The sequence below is a fragment of the Bacillus pretiosus genome (assembly GCF_052947655.1).
Window position 1 is genome coordinate 5,102,870 of sequence record NZ_CM129593.1, and the last position, 22,645, is coordinate 5,125,514.

The window sequence follows — 22,645 nt, forward strand, 5'->3', positions numbered from 1 at the left end:
TATAATTTTCTGAATTTTATCCCCTGTCTTCATTATATAATGAGTGAGCATTCAGTCAACAGTTTTTTGTTATACAACAACATATTTTTTAATAAAGCTGTTTATTTCGGTGAAACTATAAAGTGAAACTTTAATCCGTAGGGGGTTGTTTCCTCTCGCCTGATTCCTTTAAGTAAGCCTAATTTTTAAGTAGGAGGCTTACCACCCCTTAATATGGGATAAGGTGAAGCCAATCGGGATTTTCCGGGCAGCCAGTAAAATGAAGGCGAAAAGAATGCAAAGGAGGGAATTCACTTATGTTCTTCTTATCTCTCTTGTTAATATGCGTTACTCTTTGGATCACAATTGACCTTTTATATGGGAGGATTCTTCATTTAAAGCGTGTGCGCTCTCGTACTTTCCCTTTACGTCAAAGTAATTTTCACCTTTATACATACGGTCAAGATTTATATGATGCTTTATTTACTGATATACAACAAGCAAGGCACCATGTGCACGTTTTATTCTTCATTGTAAAAAACGATAAAATCAGTCGTGAATTTTTAAAGTTACTTATCGATAAGGCACAGGAAGGAATTGAAGTAAGACTTTTACTCGATCGATTGGGAAGCCATTATTTATCAAACGAGGCAATTCGTTCCCTACAAAAACACGGCGTCTCTTTTTCATTTTGTCATAAAGTGAAATTTCCTTTTCCGTTCTTTTCTGCAAATCAAAGAAACCATAGAAAAATTACAGTTATTGACGGGAAAATTGGTTATATTGGTGGGTTTAATATTGGAGAAGAATATTTAGGGCATAATCAAAAATTAGGATTATGGCGCGATTATCATTTACGCCTTACAGGAGAAGGAATACAAGATTTACAAAAGCAATTTTTACATGATTGGCTCGACGATACGAACCAAAATTTATTAGATTCACCTCTTTATTTTCCTAAGCAACAACCAGGAATCATTCTACATCGTTTTATCCCTACTGATGGTGCCTATTTGCAAAATACATTTTTACATTTAATCGAAAGTGCGGAAAAAGAACTCTTTATCGGTACACCATATTTCATTCCTGGGAAGAAAATTATGAATGCATTATTAAAAGCGCGAAAACGTGGGGTCCAAATCACGGTTCTCGTTCCAGAAAAAGCAGATCACGCCCTTGTTCGCGAAGCAAAATTCCCATATTGCCGAAAGTTAATACAAGCTGGGTGTAATATTTACGCATTTCAACAAGGTTTTTTTCACGCTAAAGTTATTATAGTCGATGATTATATTTGTGATATTGGAACTGCAAACTTTGATATGAGAAGTTTATATATTAACCATGAAATCAACTGCCTTTTATATGATAAACATTTTATACAAACAGTAAAAAACAAATTCCATGAAGATCTAGAAAATGCGTCATTACTTTCCTTTAAAGATGTTAGCCTGCATTCTCTTATTGATAGGGGAAAAGAATGGGTAGGAACGATACTTGCTTTCTTTCTATAGGAAAGATAATGGATAAAGGAGATGTATTCATTATGATTATGCGTTTCGGATATGTCTCACATGCAATGGCACTCTGGGACTGTTCTCCGGCTAAAACGATGACATTTACAAGCTTTCAAAAGCTTAATAAACAAGAACGAGAAGATAAATTATACGATGTTACACGGCAAAATCTCGAGCATACAATACGTATTCTTCATTACAATATAGCGCATGAAATTCCATTATATCGCTTATCTTCTTCCATCGTCCCACTTGCAACGCATCCCGAAGTCGAGTTTGATTATATCGGTGCATTTACACCGTTTTGGCGTAAAATTGGGGCATTAATTAAAGAACACAATTTACGAGTAAGTTTTCATCCAAATCAATTTACGCTATTTACAAGCGACAAGCCACATATTACAACTAACGCTATTACAGATATGGCCTATCATTATAAAGTATTAGATGCAATAGGAATTGCAGATTCTTCTTATATTAACATCCATGTAGGTGGTGCCTATGGAAATAAAGAACAAGCAGTTGGACGTTTCCATGAAAACATAAAAAAACTTCCTGCACATATAAAAGAGCAAATGACGCTTGAAAATGATGATAAAACATATACAACTGCTGAAACTTTATCGATTTGCCAAAAAGAAAAGATTCCATTCGTATTTGATTATCATCATCACATGGCAAACCTTTGCGAGGAACCGCTAGAAGTGTTACTCCCTGCAATTTTTGAAACTTGGTCACATACAAATGTCCCTCCTAAAGTTCACATTTCCTCCCCTAAATCAAAAAAAGAATTTAGGGCTCACTCTGAATATATTGATTTAGAGTTTATTAAGCCTTTCTTACACATTGCAAAAAAAATCAACCATAATTTCGATATTATGATTGAAAGTAAACAGAAAGATTTAGCAATGCTGCAATTAATACATGAATTATCCTCTATAAGAGGGATAAAAAGAGTAAATAGCTCAACATTACAATGGTAAATTGTAATGTTGAGCTATTTTTTTCAAAAAAAGTAATTTTTATAGTAAAAAACAACCTATTGTATATGCTATGATTGGAATTAGCATTTTCCACCTGCGATTCAACTTTATTGAAACGGAGCCATAATATGATTAATCAAAAAAAATATGTACACTTTGTCACGATGTATATAATTATATTTTCCCTTTGGATATTTCTTATCCCTAAGGACTTGAATATAAAAGAAATTGGAATTCTCTTCTTATTTTGTTTTGCTGCACTCTTTTCTTGCTATTGCTTATATAAAGCTATTAAGAAAATGAAGCGTAGTGATAAATTATTTTGGGTTTTATTACTCTGCACTTGCATATGCGGACTAACTATGGAAATAACTTTATTCCTTCATTCACTTTCTATATATGATCAAGTCATATTCTCATATAAGGCATTGCCCTTTTTCATCATACAATATATTTTGCTCTTTTCTGGGTTTGCTATCAAATTCATAAAACATTACTCTATTAGAGGCCTTGCTCAATTTTCATTCGATAGCATCTTTATTGTTATTATGAATATTTATTTTACCTTAACTTTTATTTTGGACCTCTCAAGCTTTCGTATGTTAACAACAGATCACTGGGTTTTAATTGGATACTTTATTGCACAAGCATTAGTAATTTACGCCGTTATTAGCCTATATAGACGAGAACAATATTCTGCTAGCAGAATTTCATTAATTATCGGTTTTACTATCATACTTGTGTACGGGTATATACATCTGTTCCAACTAAACATGGGGATGAAAACTTCTTCTGAAGTCTCTTATTTAGTACATACTGCTTCAATTTTATTAATTGGTTTATCTTCCATACTATACATTTTGGACAAACCAATGCAGCATGAAACGAAAACAAAGTATTATCGATTTGATTATGTGCGCTTTATATTACCCTATTTCAGTATAATCATTACTTTTTCCTTTATTCTTATTCAACCTTGGGATGATAAGTTCATGCTAATCGGTCTAGTATTATCACTCATCTTATTATTCCTACGACAACTTTACATGTGGAAAGATAATCAAGCACTAATCGATACATATGAACAGTTGACTACACAACTAGAAGGCAAAGTAGAAGAGGGTGCATCTGCGTTATCAAAGAGTGAACAACGCTATAAATCATTATTCGAAGATCATCCTGATGCCGTTTTCTCTTTAAATATGGATGGTATTTTCCAACAATCTAATACAGCTTGTGAAAGCTTATTTACTGCCTACTATTGTGAAGTAGAAAGCTATTCTCTTCTACACTTTATTGACTCAAAAGACCATGATCTACTAAAGAAAGCTTTACAAATAACAAAAGAAGGTAGACCACAAACTTTAGAAGTTCGCACAAAAGAAAAAGAAGGCTATTACTATTACCTTCACGTTACACTCATCCCTACTTTCATAAACAAAGAAGTTGTTGGGATGTTCGGCATAGCACGTGATATTACAACTTTATATGAAAAACAAAAACAAGTAGAACATTTAGCCTTTCATGATGCACTGACTGGATTACCAAATCGCCGAAAGTTTGAAAAAGATTTAAAGAACATTTTAAATATAGCTCAAACTAGCGCAAATGATGTTGCCGTCATGTTCCTTGATTTAGATCGATTCAAAAAAATTAACGATAGACTTGGTCACGACGTCGGAGATCTATTATTAATTGAAGTAGCAAAAAGGTTACGCAGTTGCTTGCGTTCGAAGGATATCGTTGCTCGCCAAGGCGGAGATGAGTTTACAATTCTATTACCAGATATGTACTCAGAAAAAAGTGCTGCTTTTATAGCTGAACAAATTTTAACCATTTTAAACAAACCATTCTTCATTAAAGACGAAGAACTATCTATTACACCGAGTATCGGTATTGCCATGTATCCTGATTACGGAACCGATGTTACTGAATTAATGAAAAATGCCGATATGGCTATGTATCGCGCGAAAGCAAATGGGAAAAACAGATTTGTTTTCTTCTCAAAAGAAATGAGTATCGCCCAAAATGAAATTCAATTCTTAGAAGGCGAACTTGCAAAAGCATTACAACAAAATGAATTTTTCCTTGAATATCAGCCACAAGTAAGTACGAAAACAAAACAAATTATCGGTTTTGAAGCATTAATTCGTTGGAAGCACCCAAAACTCGGCATCGTGTCTCCTGCCCAATTCATTCCTCTAGCGGAGGAAACCGGATTTATTATTGAACTTGGAAATTGGATTTTACGTACGGCTTGCTTAGAGGCAAAAAGATGGCATAATCAAGGGTTTTCTCACTTAAAAGTTGGTGTGAATTTATCTGTTGTTCAATTTAACCATGCAGATTTAATCCCTACTATTTCAAAAGTGTTAGAAGAAACCGAACTAAAATCAGAAGCACTAGATATCGAAATCACAGAAAGTATCGCAATTAATCAAAATCAATCTGTCATTTCCAAACTAGAACAGCTTCAAAATCTCGGTATTCAAATTTCAATCGATGACTTTGGAACTGGTTATAGTTCTTTAGCTTATTTAACAAAATACCCAATCAACACATTAAAAATTGCTCGAGAGTTTATTTGCGGAATTACAAATAGTCCTTTAGAGGAAGCGATTATCTCCTCCATCATTACACTATCTAAAGAACTAAATTTAGAAGTTATTGCAGAAGGTGTAGAGACGGAAGAACAATGGAAGTTTTTATATGAACAAAACTGTGACCACATTCAAGGATTCCTTATTAGCAAGCCTGTTTCTAGTAAAGACGTTTGGATGTTACTACACAAAAAAACAACCGTCTAAGTAAGACGGTTGTTTTTTAATATTCATAAGGTACTTCTCCAGCTAATTGTACCTCTTGATTATTGTGAGAAATTATTTGACTTTTCTCTAATGCTGTATCTCCTAATGAAATACCCCATGCCATCGCTAACGTTAATAGACTACCAATAAGTAGTTTCTTCATATTCCATCACCCGCATTTTTTTATTTAAATATATCATGAAAATTTATCCATACATTATGCAATTATGCATATTTATTTTTTAGATCTTTTTTATTTCTTCATTTTTTTCATAAGTGATTCTTTTAATGTATGGTTTCCTAATATATCAAAAAAGAAACACGCTTTTTCATAAGCATCTTCAATTTCCGCTCTATCACACCCTAGCTTTGCTAGGCATTCACCTTTTCGAAAGTATAACTGTCCAATTAATGTCATACTATTAATTTGGCACGATAGTTCAATAGCTTTATTTGCGTGGCAAAGCGCTTCTTCGTATTGATTATCTGAGAATAATGCTTTTGCATGATTATGTCTCACCTTCACATCAAATTCTTTATTATCATGCAATGTCTCTAATTGTTTTAATATATTTTCAAATAAATCAATACCCTTCTTCAAATAACCATTTTCAGCATAAATATTTGCAATTGCGTTTTCAATATAAAGATTCTGATATACATCTATTCCTACCAATTGTTGATTGAGCAATTTCTTTAATTCTAAAATACAATATTCATAATCGATTTTTTTTAATATGTAAGCAGCTACATAATATTGCCATTGAAGAAATTGCTGAAGCTCGGGATGATATTCTTCCTTTTTCAACTCATTGCATACCCTATTATAAATTTCTTTATATTTCTTTTGCTTACAAAGCATAATAATTTGATCTTTTAACTGCTTATTCCTCTCAATATCAGAATAAATGAGTACCTCATAAAAATGAATAATGGGAACTTGTAATTTTGCTGCAATACCTTGCAATATATCCATACTTGGGTATACCGCGCCTGATTCAATTCGGCTCACTTCCGATTGATGACATATGTTCTCGGATAACTGTTTTTGTGTTAATCCCCTCATTACCCTAATTTTCTTAATTTCACTTCCTAATTTTTCTGCGTGCATACTTACTCACCATCCATTATAACAATATAATTTGTTAAGTTGTCATACCACTACAATAATGTGAATTCGACAATTTTTGACATGAAATAATGCATAATATATATAAAATTCGGCAAATTCTTCATACAATTCGTCTCACATACAATAATAGATTAGTGGTTTTATAGATAAATTATAGAAAATTCGCCCGTGCCTTCGTTACATTCGGTTTTTTTTCCTTTATTAGCAGTAGCAGAAGTTATTCACACCCAAGAATTAGACAGAAATAAAGTAAAATTTGAAATTACTTAGCCTAATTTAACGCTTAAAAAATTACACAACCTCAAAATGATACGAAAAAATATGCTGAAAAAGTATTTAAAAGGTGAGATAAATGAGGCGAAAGCTCAACAAAAGTGAATGACAACTGAAATGAATGTAGATTCCCAACCTACAAATAAAGCAACAAAAGAAAATCAAACCGAAGCTCGCCTTGCACAAACATATAAACACTATAAAGTATATGGCCAAGATCTTATTGTAAAAGTAGATAAAAATGGAGTAATCACAACTGTTAGTGGTAAAGTTATCCAAAACTTAAATCAACAACCTAATCTTACTATAACAAATTTTTTGTCGAAAAATGAAGTAAAATCTAAATTACACGATATACTTCAAATTCTGAGCGATGCGACTGTGACAAAACTCTCTATTGAAATACTTGTTTATAAGAAAAAAGAAGCTTACCACTCATAGGTAAACTTCTTTTCATATCCATCCCTTTTCTTCCGCAATTGTAATTGCCTCAATTCTATTTTTCGCATCAAGCTTCGTTAATACTTCAGAAATATAATTACGTACTGTACCAGGCGAAAGATAGAGCGCCTTCGCAATTTCATTTGCCGTCTTTCCTTCTTTCGCAAGTAGCAATACTTCTTTTTCACGATCTGATAACGGATTTTGCTCCTGCCATAAGCCGAACATCAAATCTTGAGAAATCTCTCGCTTTCCTTTCATTACATTACGAATCGCTGCAGCTAAATCTTCACTTGGGCTATCTTTTAATAAATATCCGTGCACGCCAGCTTTCATTGCTCGTTCAAAATATCCAGGGCGCGCAAATGTTGTTAAAATCATTACTTTGCATGCTGATTTTTCTTTCTGTAACGTTTCCGCAACATCTAATCCGCTTTGAATTGGCATTTCAATATCCATAATGCTTACATCAGGTTGTAGCGATTCAATTAGTTTTAACGCCTCTTCCCCATTGGCAGCTTGCCCAATTACTTCAATATCATCTTCTAGATCAAGTAGGGCCCCTAATGCACCACGAAGCATCCGCTGATCTTCTGCAATAATAATTCGAATCATGCCCTCACCTCATCTTTTCCTGTTCTAATGACAACTGGTACTTTTACTATTAATAGTGTCCCTGGATTGATTGTGCCCAGTTCAACAAACCCGTCAATAAGAGCGATGCGCTCTTTCATACCACGAATGCCATTTCCATCATGGTTTTGATCTGCTAAACCAACTCCATTATCTTCTACTGTCAAAATTAATTCACCTTGTGATTCTAGTACAGAAACTGTGCAACGCGTCGCTTTACTATGCTTTACAACATTCGTCACAGCCTCACGTAAACACATTCCTAAAATATTTTGTTCAATTGGTGATAACGAACTTGCACTCGTTTCTTGTTTTATTTCTAATTCAATAGTAGCAGCTTGTAAGATTGCTTTTATTTGCTCAAGCTCTTCTTCCACTGTAATCATACGCATATCAGAGATTAATTCCCTTAGCTGCTTTAAAGCGGTACGAGATGTTTGTGTAATTTCCTTCGCTTCCGCACTTGCACGCTCCGGATTTTTAACAATTAACTTCTCCACGAGCTGACTTTTTAAAGTAATGAGTGATAACGTATGTCCTAACGTATCATGAAGATCTCTTGCGATCCGCTGCCGCTCTTCACGTTTTACTAAGTCTTTAATTTGCTCATTCGCTTCGTTTAATTGATTTCTTAACATCTTTTTTTGATTAAAGTTGCGCATACCAAATGGCGTAATAAGCATTAAAATAAACATCGGAACAATATTCACTAAACTTGTAGTTGATATTTGATTCATATTTACAAATATAAAAATTCCAAGCATTACAGCTAACAAACTTAACAACACTCGAAACTCTTTCTTATTTGGCGCAAACCCTATCGCACTTGCTGTGAAAAAACCAAAGAATATCATGAAGGCATTATAATAAAAAGCAAATAGCAGTGTGAGTATCATTTGCATACATGCCCATAAAACGAAAGTCTTATTAACAAAATAAAGTTGACGGTATGTGATAACAAAAAGTATCAACATACCACTCCCCATTACAAGCTTCCATCCCGATGCTTGTGCTAGATGGTAAATTGGAAATAACAGATACACAAGCCACATATACGGGAAGAAACCCATCTGTTTCGGAAAAATCTCAATCCTCTTCTTCTCTATCATTTATACCGCTTCCTGTCTTTTTCTTATATATATTGATATTACAACAAATATAAGGAAATAACCTCCTAGTACCGCGATATTTTCCCAACCAACTGATTTTCCAGCTACAATATCCCATGCACCGCTTCCGAAGTGATATGTTGGTGTCCATTCACCAATCGTTCTTAATATTTTTGGGAATACTTCAATCGGCATCCATAGGCCACCAATTACAGCTAGACTCATATTTAAAATATTCGCTAAACCCGCTGCTGCATCTGCCTTTTTAATAGAACCTATTACTGTTCCTAACGCTAAAAATGGTGTTACACCTAACAACAACCATAATCCAGCGCCAATCCATTGCCCTACTGTTAACTCGACATGATTAATTAATATTCCTGCGATAAAGATAACTAAGATTGAAAAAGCATTCACTACAGTTTGAGCAATGATTTTGGCTGTTATATATGCCCCCTCTGGAAGTGGTGTAATTTTTAACAAATGTGTCCACCCTTGCCCCTTTTCCTGAGAAATCCTTACACCGAAACTAAAAAGTGCCGTCCCTACAATACTAAAAGTCGCCATTGAGATTAAATAATGCGCTTTCCAAGCATCTCCGTTTTGTGGCACTTGAATAACATTTGTGAAAATGTAGTAAAACATAACTGGCATTAGTAATGAGAAAAAGATAAACAATTTATTACGAAACGTACGTAAAATTTCTATTTTGCATTGCATCCATAAAGCTCTCATGCGATTCCCTCCTCCTGATTTGCGATAAACTGTTCAAATGCTTCATCAAGACTTCCACGTTCAACTGAAACATCTGTTACAGGTAAGTTCTTTTGATAAATCGCTTTTAAAGTTGCATCTGTATCTCCAGTTGTTAAAGTGAAGTGCCCTTCGTTTGACTGTACTTCGGTTACGTTTGGTAATTCTTTTAGTAATTTTGCAGGAATACTTTCCTTCGAATAAAACTTGATTGTTTTTCGCGAAATCGTCGCCTTCATCTCATCTGGTGTACCATCTGCGATAATCTTTCCATTCGCAAATAATAAAATGCGATTCGCCAATGCATCCGCTTCTTCTAAATAGTGCGTTGTTAAAATAATTGTTTTCCCTTCACTTGCTAACTTTCGAATTGTTTCCCAAAACGTTCTTCGAGACGTAATATCCATTCCAACTGTCGGCTCATCTAAAAATAGCAAATCAGGATTTCCTGCAAGTGCGAGTGCAAAGTTTAACCTTCTTTTTTGCCCACCTGATAATTTCTCACATCTTTGCTTTCGCTCCGATTCTAAATTTGATAACTGTAGTAACGTTTCTTTCGCTACCGGATTCGTATAATAACTACGTAATAACTCAATTGCCTCTTCTACTGTAATGCTATCAATGACACTTACTTCTTGTAGCATCGCACCGAGGCTATTACGAACATCTCTATGCTTGGGACTCCTTCCAAATATAGAAACAGTTCCTTCCGTCGGATCCTTTAATCCAAGCATCATCGACATCGTCGTCGTTTTCCCTGCACCATTCGGTCCAAGTAGTGCTACAATTTCTCCTTTATTCACACAAAATGAGACGTTATTTACTGCCTTTTTATATTTAAATGTTTTAGAAACACCATTTACTTCTATAATCTTTTCCATCTCTCCACCCCCGCTGTTTCTTATATTTACATTGTACGTGTTGGAAAACTTAGGAAACAGTATGATGCGTCATGACATCGATATGACAATTGTCATGTATTCCTTATGAGAGGAATCAGCCCACATACCGCAAGCGAGTAGCAGGACGAAAATAAACATGATACAATCGGATAAGATATACATTCGAGGAAGGACAGTGGTTTTCATGATTATTCGTAATGAACAAGATTTAGAAGGCTTACGAAAAATCGGCCGCATCGTTGCACTTGCACGTGAAGAAATGAAAAAAGAAGCGAAGCCAGGTATGACAACGAAAGAGCTTGATTTGATCGGTAAAAAAGTATTAGATGAGCATGGTGCTATTTCTGCACCTGAAAAAGAATATGATTTCCCAGGTGTAACTTGCATCAGTGTAAACGAAGAAGTTGCTCACGGTATTCCAGGAGATCGCGTATTAAAAGAAGGCGACTTAGTAAATGTCGACGTATCTGCTGCACTTGATGGCTATTATGCAGATACAGGTATTTCATTTGTACTTGGAGAAGATGAAGCAAAAGAAAAGCTTTGCCAAGCAGCGGTTGATGCATTTTGGGCAGCGATGAAAAAGGTGAAAGCTGGTTCCAAACAAAACCAAATTGGTCGTGCTGTTTCAAACTTTGCACATAAAAATGGATATAATGTAATTCAAAACTTAACTGGTCACGGTATTGGTCTTAGCTTACACGAAGCACCAAACCACATTTTAAGCTACTTTGACCCAATGGATAATGCGCTTCTAAAAGACGGTCTTGTTATCGCTGTAGAACCATTCATTTCTATGAAAGCTGATCACATTATCGAACGTGGCGATGATGGTTGGACATTCGTTACACCTGATAAAAGCCTTGTTGCACAATGTGAACATACAGTTGTCGTAACACGCGGCGAGCCGATAATCTTAACAGAAATCTAATACCAAAAACGGCTGTTTTGTAGATTTATTCCACATAAAACAGCCGTTTTTATTTTTGGGAAAATATGTGAACTATTGTTGAACTCTTTATCATTTAAGTATATAATCTTTAGCGGAGGTTACTTAAGCTTATCTTTACTAAAAAGATATTGTAACTAAGGAGGAAAACACCTTCTTTCTTATTGTTTAAACAGTCTCAAAAATGACCGTAGTAACGTGTTAGTCGAATATTCTGTAATCCTTATATTTCTCTAACAATGTAAGAAACTATCATCTTTCAACTTCGGTCCACTAATCGCACAACTCTCTTTAGACAAAATAAATGACTAATTTCAAAGTACATATTGTCTTCATTCTGACCAAAACCAACCCTATCTAGATTTTTATTTCCACATAACTTTAAGGCAAAAATAAGCCTTCACAAAGGGATACACTACCTTGGTTAGTATGTATCGTAAAACTTACCTTTATAACCATTCTTTTTTACTAGATATACATGAAAACTATCTCACATATAAAGGTCTGATATCATTCTTTATATCAGTATTTTTTTCGACATTTTTTGTCGAATTGTGTATATTTCCACAGAACTGTGTAAATATACATTTTGTTTTACGTTAAATACTATTACTTTGAACATAATCCTGTTTGTCTGAGAACGCGTATAGAAACGGAGGGATAACCAAAAATAAATAGCTTATAACAAATACTTTTAATATTCCATTTGTTCATGTGGAATAAGTCCCCAATGGACAAATGAATGTTCAGAGGAGGAAAAATGAAAAAACTTTTCAATGTATGTTTAATTGTATTCGTACTATTTTCGCAACTTGCTAGTTTTCCATACAATCAAGTAAGAGCGGAAACCTTAACAGGAGATTCCTTATTTGACACTGTTGAAATGAAAGATGCAACGAATCATATTATTGACGAAGCAAAAAATCCTAACAACTTAGTAAAGATAGGATCAACCATTCAAGTAGAATACGCTTGGTCAATAAAGGATCAACAAGTTGCACACGCAAATGATACAGCAGTGGTTCAAATACCACTTGCATTAAAAGTACCTAAAGATTTGCAAGGGGATTTAGTAACAGATCAAAAAAATATTGGTCAATATTTTATAACAGCTAAAGATAATAAATTAAAATTAATATTTAATGATCAAGTAGAAAATTTGAAAGACGCTAAAGGAAAAATTAAAGTTGATACCGTGTTTAACTCAACTTTAAAAACTGGGGAAAAATCAGTTCAAATCGCTTTTCCTTTAGGAACAATGGTTCAGCCTATATCAGTTCCTGTTCAGGTAGAAGACTCTAAAGAAGCTGGCACCAAACAGGATACTAATAAACCAGTGCAAGATCCAGTAGCTAAACCTGTTACTGACAATCCGGAGCAAGATCCAGCAACTAAACCTGTTACTGATAATCCGGAACAAAACCCAGCAACTAAACCTGTTACTGATAATCCGGAACAAAACCCAGCAACTAAACCTGTTACTGACAATCCGGAGCAAGATCCAGCAACTAAACCTGTTACTGATAATCCGGAACAAAACCCAGCAACTAAACCTGTTACCGATAATCCGGAACAAAACCCAGCAGCTAAAATTGCTACTGACAATCCAGAACGAAAGCTAGCAAGCGACCCTGCTGAGAATACAAATTCAGGTCCAAAGCAAATAACAACAAACATTTTAACCGGTGTAAAGCTGACGGATAAAGACGGAAAACCATTTACAGAGGATAACCGTCCAAGTACAGATTCCCCTGCCAATATTGAGTTTACATGGGAACTTTTAAAATCAATGAATGTGAAAAGTGGAGATTACTATATTTTTGATCTTCCTAAACATTTTAAGATTTACAATACAATTAACAGTCCTTTATATGATAGTGAAAACAATCAAATTGGTAATTTTACTGTTACAAAAGATGGAAAAGTCACGATGACATTCAACGATTATGTTGAAGAGCATCCAGATGTTGCTGGTAACCTACAATTAAAGACAGAATTTAATAAAGCTGAAATTAAAGGTACAACAACACAAGAAATTCCTTTCCCGATTAAAGATAAGGATGTTTCTATTACAGTTGACTTTAAGCCTAATGTACAAACAGCTACGAATAAAAAAGGGTTACCTGATAGACCAATTAATACAAATGAAATTAATTGGACAGTAGAGATGAACAAAACGAAAGACACTCTTAAAAACGCTGTTTTTAAAGATAACATTCCACCAGGCACAAGCTTAAATAAAGATTCTATTAAAGTTTATTATTTAGAAGTTGATGTTAATGGGAACGTAACACGTGGTAAAGAGGCTGATTCAGCAGATTACAAAGTTAGTTCATCAGAGGGCTCAAAATTGGAGATTGCTTTTAAAGATTCTATCAATAAAGCATATCAAATTGAATATGCAACAAAAATTACTGATGAAAACGTAAAAAGCTTCCAAAATAACGTTACGATAACGAGTGATAATCAAAAGCAACAAAATGCAAGCTCTACTGTAACGGTTTCTCGTGGTACACATTTAAACAAAACAAGTAAGTATGATCCAAAGACGCAAACGATTGAATGGACAATTACTTACAACGGTGATCAAAAAAATATCAAAAAAACAGATGCACTTTTAAAAGATATTTTTGACGATACACATGAACTAGATGCAAATTCTATCGTTGTGAAGAACGCTTCATACGATGATAAAGGAAGACTTGTAACAGGCGACACTGTTAATAATTACACTGTAAGTAACAAGAAGAATGGATTCGATTTACAGTTTAATGAGGATATTAATAGTGCTTATGTAATTACCTATAAAACAAAGCCAACTGATAGTATCATAAAAGATGGAAAAGTAAAAAATACAGTTACAGCTGATAATGACTCAAGTAAAGAAAATGAGGCTGGCTTCCAGCAGCAAAATATTATTAAATCTAATAATAAAGCTGAAACAAACTATAAAGACAAAACAACAACCTGGACAATTGCGGTAAATAATAACAACTATCCATTAAACAATGCCATCATTACGGATACCTTTGATCATGGTGGATTACAATTAAAAGATAATAAACTAGAAATTAAAGACGGAGATTATACCCTTCAAGCTAAGACTGACTATGTTTTAGATGTAACAGATAAAGGTTTCAAAATTACCCTTATAGGTACATATCAGTCTAATATGACAAAGACATTAGTCGTAAAATATACGACAGACTTTGACTATACAAAATTAGAAAGTGGTAAAACTTCATTTAAAAATACAGGTAACCTATCTTGGATAGATGCAGGGTCCAATCCACAATCAAATAAAGTTGAAGCAGACTTTGATCCTGATGCTTTCACAAAGGCGAATGGATATAAATACGGTTCTTATAACGCCCAAACGAAAGAAATCACTTGGATAATAGGTTTTAATTATAATAATGTTGAGATTAAAGATCCATATGTTATAGACGTAATACAAGATAAACAAAAGTTAGTACCAGGATCCATTGAAGTACGCGATATGATTTTAAATGGAAGCCCGGATAATGCAAGACCTGGTGATGCCGTATCACCTAAAGAGTATGAACTTGAAGAACCTACAGATAAAAATAAAAACACCCTAAAGGTTCATTTCAAGCAATCAATTAATTCACCTTACTATATTATCTTTAAAACAAGCCTCGATGGTGAACTTATCCAAGGCACCTACAAAAACGAGGCAGAGTTAAAAGATGGCTCTAAAATTGTAAACACCCTTAAAGGTGACACTCAAGTAAATAAAGGTGGCAGCTTTGTTACTAAAAAGGCTGTGCAAGACGACAACTATATTAATTGGAGTATTGCAATTAACGAAAGTCAATCAACCATTGCAGACGCAGTTGTAACAGACGATCCAACAGACAATCAGGTACTTGTGGCAGATTCATTCCACTTATATCCTACAACTGTTGATCCATATGGAAATTTAACAAAAGATACAGCAAATGAATTAAAACAAGGAACAGACTATAAGTTAACGATCACAACAGACAATAATACTGGAAAGCAACATTTTGAAATTGCTTTCTTGAAGAAAATTGATCGAGCTTATATTTTAGAATATCGCTCACTTATTAATGCAGACGATAAAGAAAAAGTGAGTAATAAAGCAAAAATCGCTGGCAATCAGTTAACAGTTAAGAATACAGAAACTGTTGAAACGATTGAAGTGAGAATGTCTTCCGGTTCAGGCGGAGGATCTGCTACTAAAGGGCGCGGAAACCTTGAAATTATAAAGGTAGATAACGACAATAAGAAAGTACCATTGTCCGGGGCAGAATTTACTTTATACGATCGTACAGGAAAAACCGTTATCCGCGAAATAACAACAGACAAAGATGGTATCGCTAAGTTTAATAACTTAAAGCGCGATAAATATTTATTAAAAGAAACAAAAGCTCCTGAAGGCTATGTAATTAGCTGGGATTTAAAACAAGGGAAAATTGTTGAACTTGGTACACAAGAGACTACAACATATAAACTTGCAAATAAGAAGTTTGTCGGGAAAGTAGTTTTAACAAAATCTGATGACCTGAACAAAAACGCAACACTACAAGGCGCCGTTTTCACACTACTAGATAAAGACAAAAAAATAATTCCAGAACATGAAAAATTAACAACAAATAATAACGGACAAATTATTATAGATAAACTAAAACCAGGAACTTACTACTTACAAGAAACGAAGGCTCCTGAGCATTATCAATTAGATAGCAAACTTATTCCGTTTACTATCTCTGAAGATCAAACAACAGTAGTAAACCAAACTGCGACAAATAGTTTAACTAAAGGATCTGCTCTTTTAACAAAAGTGGATAATTATAATAAAACTTTAGCAGGGGCAGAGTTTACTGTTCAGGATCGCAACGGAAAAAATATTCCTGGATATGAGAAATTAACAACAAATGAACATGGACAAATAGAAGCAAAAGATTTACGTCCGGGTAAATACCAGTTTGTCGAAACAAAAGCTCCTGAGCATTATGAATTAGACAAAACGCCTATTCTATTTGAAATAGAAAAAAGCCAAACTACAGCCGCTTCTATTACAACAAAAAACTCTTTAATTAAAGGTGGCGTTACGTTAACAAAAGTGGATGATATTGATGACACTACCCTTGAAGGTGCCGTATTCAAAATTGTTAACGACAAAAATGAAGATGTCCGTACAAACTTAAAAACAGAAAAAGATGGAACTTTTACCGTTAAAGATTTAGATCCTGGTGATTATCAATTTATTGAAACAACACCACCTAAATACTATGACTTAAATAAAGAACCAATTCCGTTTACAATCGAGAAAAGTCAAACAAGCATTATCTCAATTACTGCAAAAAACAGTTTAACAACAGGTGCTGTTGAGCTATTAAAAGTCGACGAATTTGATAAAAAGACTCCTCTTGCTGGAGCTATGTTCAAAATCGTGAATGATAAGAACGAAGACGTTCGTACAGAATTAACTACCGATACAAACGGAACTGTTAAAGCTTCTGACTTACGTCCAGGCAAATACAAATTTATTGAAACGAAAGCTCCTGAACATTATGAACTGCGATCAACACCAATTGAATTTACAATTGAGAAAGGTCAAAAAACACCGATTGTTATTACAGCTGAAAATGGTCTACTACCAGGCGATGTTGAACTAACAAAACTCGATGATACTGATGGCACTGTACTTACAGGCGCCGTATTCAAAATTGTTAATAACAAAAATGAAGATGTCCGTACAGAATTAGTTACGAATCAGGAAGGTAAAATTATTGCTACTGGTTTACGTCCAGGTAACTATAAATTTATCGAAATGAAAGCTCCTGAGCATTATACCTTAAATAAAACACCGATTGAATTTACAATTAAGGAGAGCCAAGCGACTGCTATTAACGTTACAGCTACTAATAGCTTAATAAAAGGCGGTATTGAATTAACAAAAGTTGATTCTGTAAATGCTAAGGAAACCCTTGAAGGTGCAGTATTTAAAATTGTTAATGACAAAGGTGAGGATGTTCGTACGGAACTTACTACTGATAAAGACGGTAAATTAGTAGTACAAGACTTACGTCCGGGTAATTATAAGCTAATCGAGACGAAGGCTCCTACTTATTACGATGTAAATGAAGAACCAATCGAATTTACGATTGAAAAGAGCCAACAAAAGCTCATCCCTATTACTTTCAAAAATAGTTTAACGAGAGGAAAGGTCAAATTAATTAAAGAAGATGACGTGGAGAGCGCGAAAGCTCTTGCCGGCGCTGTATTCACATTACAAGACGCAACTGGCAAAGAAATTATGAAAGATTTAACAACAGATGATTACGGAGTATTAGTTATTCCTGATTTAGCACCAGGGGATTATCAATTTATCGAAACAAAAGCCCCTGAACATTATAAATTAGACAAAACACCTATTAAGTTCACAATTAAAAAAGGTAGTAAGAAAGATCTTCCTCTCCCTGTTACTGTAAAAAATAGTTTACTTACAGGTGGCGTCACTTTAACAAAAGTTGATGATGTTGATGGCACTACTCTTGAAGGTGCAGAATTTATAATTGTTGACGCTCATGATACTAAAAAAATAATTCGAAAAGGTTTAACGACTGATAAAAACGGAAAAATTTCTGTTTCTGATTTACGTCCTGGAGACTATCAATTTGTTGAAGTAAAAGCTCCAAAAGACTATACCTTAAGCAAAGACCCTATTCCGTTCACTATCGAAAAAAGTCAAAAAGAGAATATTACTGTTACCGCTACTAATAGTTTAAAGAAAGGTGCAGTAACATTAACAAAAATCGATGACATCGATCGTACGATGCTTGAAGGTGCAATCTTTAAAATTGTTGATATGAACGGTAAGGAAGTTCATACGAATCTTGTTACAGATAAAAACGGAAAAATTTCTGTTTCTGATTTACGCCCTGGAGACTATCAGTTCATTGAAACAAAAGCTCCTGAGCACTATGTATTAGATGAAACAACAATTCCATTTACAATTGAAAGAAGTCAAACGAAAGAGATCAATGTTACAGGCAAAAATGCTTTGAAAAACGGTAGCGTTGAACTAACAAAGATTGACGATATTGATATAAATACAAAACTTGCTAACGCCGTATTTAATTTATTAGATGCAGACGGAGAGCTAGTTGAAGAAGGCTTAAAAACAAATGATGAAGGTAAAATTGTTGTTGAAAACCTACGTCCTGGTACGTATCAATTCGTTGAAACAATTGCTCCTGAACATTACGATTTAGATAAAAAACCTATCGTATTTACAATTAAAAAGAGCCAAACTGAAACTCTTCATGTCACTGCTACAAATGCTTTAATAAAGGGTGCAGTTAAACTTTCTAAAGTAGATGATGTTGATGGCACTGTTCTTAAAGATGCAGTATTTAAAATTGTTAATATGAACGGTGATGTAGTTCATAAAGACCTTGTTACAAATGAACAAGGAATAATCGAAATTAACGACCTACGTCCTGGTGATTACCAATTTATCGAAACGAAAGCTCCTAAGCATTACGTTTTAGATGAAACACCAATCAAATTCACTATTGAAAAAGGACAGAAGAAAGCTATTTCTTTAACTGCTACAAATAGCTTAAAACAAGGTAGTATCGAATTACTTAAAGTTGATGATTTAAACACTCAAACAAAACTTGCCGATGCGGTATTTAATTTACTAGATCAAGATGGCAAAGTACTTAAAACAGATTTAAAAACAAACAGTGAAGGTAAAATCGTTATCGAAAACTTACGTCCTGGTACGTATCAATTCGTTGAAATAACGGCTCCTGAACACTATGATTTAGACAAAAAACCAATTATATTTACAATTGAAAAAAGCCAAAAAGATATTGCTACCGTTACTATGAAAAATAGTTTAACAAAAGGCGGCGTGGAACTTTCTAAAGTGGACGACGTCGATGGCACTACTCTTGAAGGCGCAGTATTTAAAATTGTGGATATGAATGGTACTGTAATTCACAAAAATCTTGTTACGAATCAACAAGGTAAAATTAGCGTTTCTGACCTACGTCCTGGTGATTATCAATTCATCGAGACAACGGCTCCGAAACACTACGATTTAAACAAAGAGCCAATTCCATTCACAATTACAAAGAGCCAAGCTGATCCTATCTCCGTTACAGCTACAAATAGCTTAACGAAAGGCGCTGTGGAACTTTCTAAAGTGGATGATGTAGATGGTACTGCTCTTAAAGATGCGGTATTTAAAATTACTGATCTGAATGGTAACGACATTCGTACTGAGCTTACAACAGATGTACATGGAAAAATTTCTGTTTCTGATTTACGTCCTGGGGACTATCAGTTTGTTGAAACGAAAGCTCCTGAACACTATAAATTAGATAGTACACCTATTAAGTTTACAATTAAGAAAAGCCAAAAAGAAAAGCTCCAAGTTACTGCTACAAATAGCTTAACTGAGGGTGCTGTAGAATTAATAAAAGTGGATGATATAAATCCAGATACAAAACTTTCTGATGCAGTGTTTAACATCATCGATGCGAAAGGTAAAATTGTTCGCACTGATTTAACTACTGATAAAGATGGTAAGATTACTGCTACGAACTTACGCCCAGGAGACTATCAATTCATTGAAACGAAAGCTCCTAAGCATTACGATTTAAATAAAACACCTATTAGCTTCACTATCGAGAGAAGTCAACTAACTCACGCTTCTGTTACTGCTAAGAATGGCCTAACCAAAGGTGGCGTGGAATTAACGAAGGTTGACTCTATAGATAAGAAAGAAATGCTAGAAGGTGCGGTATTTAAAATTACTGATCTGAACGGTAACGATATTCGTACGAATTTAGTTACCAATAAAGTTGGAAAAATCAGCGCTAAAGACTTACAACCTGGAGACTATCAATTTATTGAAACGAAAGCTCCGAAACATTATGACTTAAATGAAGAGCCGATTAAGTTCACAATTGAAAGAAGTCAAACAAAACATGTCTTCGTTACAGCTACGAACAGCTTAACGAAAGGTAGTGTGGAGTTAATTAAAGTTGACGATGTTGAAGAAAACACAACACTGGAAGGTGCGGTATTTAAAATTGTTAATAAGGATGGACACGATGTCCGTACTGATTTAACTACTGATAAAAACGGCCGTTTAGTTGTGGATGAATTACCACCAGGAGACTATGAGTTTATTGAAACAAAAGCTCCTAATCACTATGACTTAAACGAAACACCTATTAAGTTCACAGTTAAAAAAGGACAAGAAAAAATCGCTTCCGTTACCGCTACGAATAGCTTAACGAAAGGCGCTGTTGAACTTTCTAAAGTGGATGACTTTGACGGTTCTGTCCTTAAAGATGCAGTATTTAAAATCGTCGATATGAACGGGCACGACGTTCGTTCTGATTTAACTACTGATAAAGATGGCAAAATTTCTGTTTCTGATTTACGTCCAGGAGACTATCAGTTCGTTGAAACGAAGGCTCCTAAGCATTACGACTTAAATCAAAATCCTATCAAGTTTACTGTTGAAAAAAGTCAAACGACTAAAGCTTCTGTTACTGCTACAAATAGCTTAACTAAGGGCGCTGTTGAATTAACTAAAGTCGACGACGTCGACGGTACTTCTCTTGAAGGAGCTATCTTTAAAATTGTTGATCATAACGGACTTGATGTTCGCACTGATTTAACTACTGATAAAGACGGCAAAATTTCTGTTTCTGATTTACGTCCAGGAGACTATCAGTTCGTTGAAACGAAGGCTCCTAAGCATTACGACTTAAATCAAAATCCTATCAAGTTTACTGTTGAAAAGAGTCAAACAGCTAAAGCTTCTGTTACTGCTACTAACAGCTTAACTAAAGGTTCAGTCGAATTAATTAAGCTTGACGACGTTGACAACTCTACTCTTGAAGGAGCTATCTTTAAAATTGTTGATCATAACGGACTTGATGTTCGCACTGATTTAACTACTGATAAAGATGGCAAAATTTCTGTTTCTGATTTACGTCCGGGAGACTATCAGTTCGTTGAAACGAAGGCTCCTATTGGATACGATTTAAGTGCTAAGCCAATTCCTTTCACAATTACGAAAGGACAATCTCAAGTTACTTCTGTTACAGCTTTAAATAGTTTAACAACAGGTTCAATGGAGTTAACTAAAATTGATATTGATCACCATGGAACACTTGAAGGTGCCATTTTCAATATTTTAGATCACGACGGAAAAGTAGTACGAGAAGGTTTACAAACAGACGGGCATGGTAAATTAATCGTAAATGATTTGAAACCTGGTAATTATCAATTAGTGGAAACAAAGGCTCCTAAAGGCTATCAATTAGATGCATCACCAATAAACTTTACAATTGAAAAAGCTCAAGCTGCACCACTACAAATTACAGTTTCAAATAAAAAAATCGATTCTTCATCCGGTGGAGATGATAAACCAATTACTCCTCCTAATAAAGAAGAGGAAACGGGGAAAGAAACTTCTGAAGAACTAGAAAAAGGAAATCCTGACACACATGGTAAAGGAACTTCTGAAGAACTAGAAAAAGAAAACCCTGACACACAAATAAACAAACAGCAAGATGACCGAAATAAGGGTAAAGAACTTCCAAATACAGGTCACAAAAATGATCCTACTCAAACAGTAGGCATCGTACTTCTACTAGCTGGTTTGTTAAGTATTTTAGCTACAAAACGAAAAAAATATTATTAATAGTTTTTCACACCTAATCAAGTGAACATTTGATTAGGTGTTTTTTTATGCCAAAAAAGGACGATACATAGAGTATCGTCCTTTTAACGGGGTGAGGCTGCCCAAAAGTACGGAAAACCTTTGAACAGCCTCGTATTTTCATATGGATGCCTTACATATATCACTGATAATAAGTATGAAATGCGGAAACATATTTATCATCACATGATTCAAACATGAGAAAAGAAATCCTATAGGATTCTTTTCTCTACATAATCTAAAGTTTGGGTACACTAGATTCATGCAATGTAGGAGCTTTCCAAGCAGAAAGCGAACCTTCATTTAAAATGATAGCATACATATCTCCATCAAAAATATGCAAATATGCATATAGCGTTTTTTATTTCTCAATGTCAGAATATTGAAAAATAATGAAGATGACGGTAAAATAAAGTCGTTATCCGT

At 34.4% G+C, this 22,645-nt stretch carries 12 protein-coding genes; 6 read left to right on the top strand and 6 right to left on the bottom strand.

Features of this window, described 5'->3' with window-relative positions:
- Positions 1-296: 296 nt before the first annotated feature.
- The 3 genes from cls to ACU8YW_RS26490 all read left to right on the top strand — a co-directional run bounded on the left by cls (position 297) and on the right by ACU8YW_RS26490 (position 5,283).
- Positions 297-1,490 carry a cardiolipin synthase gene (gene cls, locus ACU8YW_RS26480; RefSeq protein ID WP_446894022.1) on the top strand — a complete coding sequence of 398 codons (1,194 nt, stop codon included), beginning with the start codon at positions 297-299 and terminating at the stop codon, positions 1,488-1,490.
- Between the two features lie 32 nt (positions 1,491-1,522).
- Complete coding sequence (gene uvsE / locus ACU8YW_RS26485) at positions 1,523-2,476, top strand: UV DNA damage repair endonuclease UvsE (protein WP_141542779.1); 954 nt, start codon at positions 1,523-1,525, stop codon at positions 2,474-2,476.
- Between the two features lie 128 nt (positions 2,477-2,604).
- Entirely contained in the window at positions 2,605-5,283 is a 2,679-nt protein-coding gene (locus ACU8YW_RS26490; RefSeq protein ID WP_088608227.1) for a DUF4084 domain-containing protein, read from the top strand.
- A gap of 16 nt (positions 5,284-5,299) precedes the next feature.
- Here ACU8YW_RS26490 and ACU8YW_RS26495 read toward each other — a convergent pair whose 3' ends face one another.
- Both ACU8YW_RS26495 and ACU8YW_RS26500 read right to left on the bottom strand, forming a co-directional pair.
- Positions 5,300-5,446, bottom strand: a complete 147-nt coding sequence (locus ACU8YW_RS26495) for a quorum-sensing peptide PapR (RefSeq protein ID WP_097889520.1) — start codon at positions 5,444-5,446, stop codon at positions 5,300-5,302.
- Between the two features lie 90 nt (positions 5,447-5,536).
- On the bottom strand, positions 5,537-6,394 hold the full coding sequence (locus tag ACU8YW_RS26500) for a helix-turn-helix domain-containing protein (protein ID WP_097889519.1): 858 nt from the start codon (positions 6,392-6,394) through the stop codon (positions 5,537-5,539).
- 411 nt (positions 6,395-6,805) lie between these two features.
- On the opposite strand from ACU8YW_RS26500, the gene ACU8YW_RS26505 reads away from it, so the two are divergent.
- Entirely contained in the window at positions 6,806-7,129 is a 324-nt protein-coding gene (locus ACU8YW_RS26505; protein ID WP_141542778.1) for a bacillolysin, read from the top strand.
- Positions 7,130-7,141: 12 nt separating this feature from the next.
- Here the strand turns inward: ACU8YW_RS26505 and ACU8YW_RS26510 are convergent, their stop codons facing one another.
- From ACU8YW_RS26510 to ACU8YW_RS26525, 4 genes are read right to left on the bottom strand one after another with little or no spacing between them, the layout of a single operon-like run.
- Complete coding sequence (locus ACU8YW_RS26510; protein WP_000619265.1) at positions 7,142-7,744, bottom strand: response regulator transcription factor; 603 nt, start codon at positions 7,742-7,744, stop codon at positions 7,142-7,144.
- Entirely contained in the window at positions 7,741-8,871 is a 1,131-nt protein-coding gene (locus ACU8YW_RS26515) for a sensor histidine kinase (RefSeq protein ID WP_097907574.1), read from the bottom strand. The genes ACU8YW_RS26510 and ACU8YW_RS26515 overlap by 4 nt, the downstream gene beginning before the upstream one ends.
- The gene (locus ACU8YW_RS26520; RefSeq protein WP_064470371.1) at positions 8,872-9,606 is read right to left on the bottom strand and encodes an ABC transporter permease; all 735 of its coding nucleotides are present in this window, start codon (positions 9,604-9,606) and stop codon (positions 8,872-8,874) included.
- Positions 9,603-10,505 carry an ABC transporter ATP-binding protein gene (locus ACU8YW_RS26525; protein WP_097907575.1) on the bottom strand — a complete coding sequence of 301 codons (903 nt, stop codon included), beginning with the start codon at positions 10,503-10,505 and terminating at the stop codon, positions 9,603-9,605. The genes ACU8YW_RS26520 and ACU8YW_RS26525 overlap by 4 nt, the downstream gene beginning before the upstream one ends.
- Positions 10,506-10,662: 157 nt before the next feature.
- Here ACU8YW_RS26525 and map point away from each other — a divergent pair, with 157 nt between their 5' ends.
- On the top strand, positions 10,663-11,457 hold the full coding sequence (gene map / locus ACU8YW_RS26530) for a type I methionyl aminopeptidase (RefSeq protein WP_097889515.1): 795 nt from the start codon (positions 10,663-10,665) through the stop codon (positions 11,455-11,457).
- Positions 11,458-12,235: 778 nt separating this feature from the next.
- Positions 12,236-22,201 (top strand): SpaA isopeptide-forming pilin-related protein, encoded by a 9,966-nt coding sequence (locus tag ACU8YW_RS26535; RefSeq protein WP_446894023.1) that lies wholly within the window; start codon positions 12,236-12,238, stop codon positions 22,199-22,201.
- Positions 22,202-22,645: the final 444 nt, after the last annotated feature.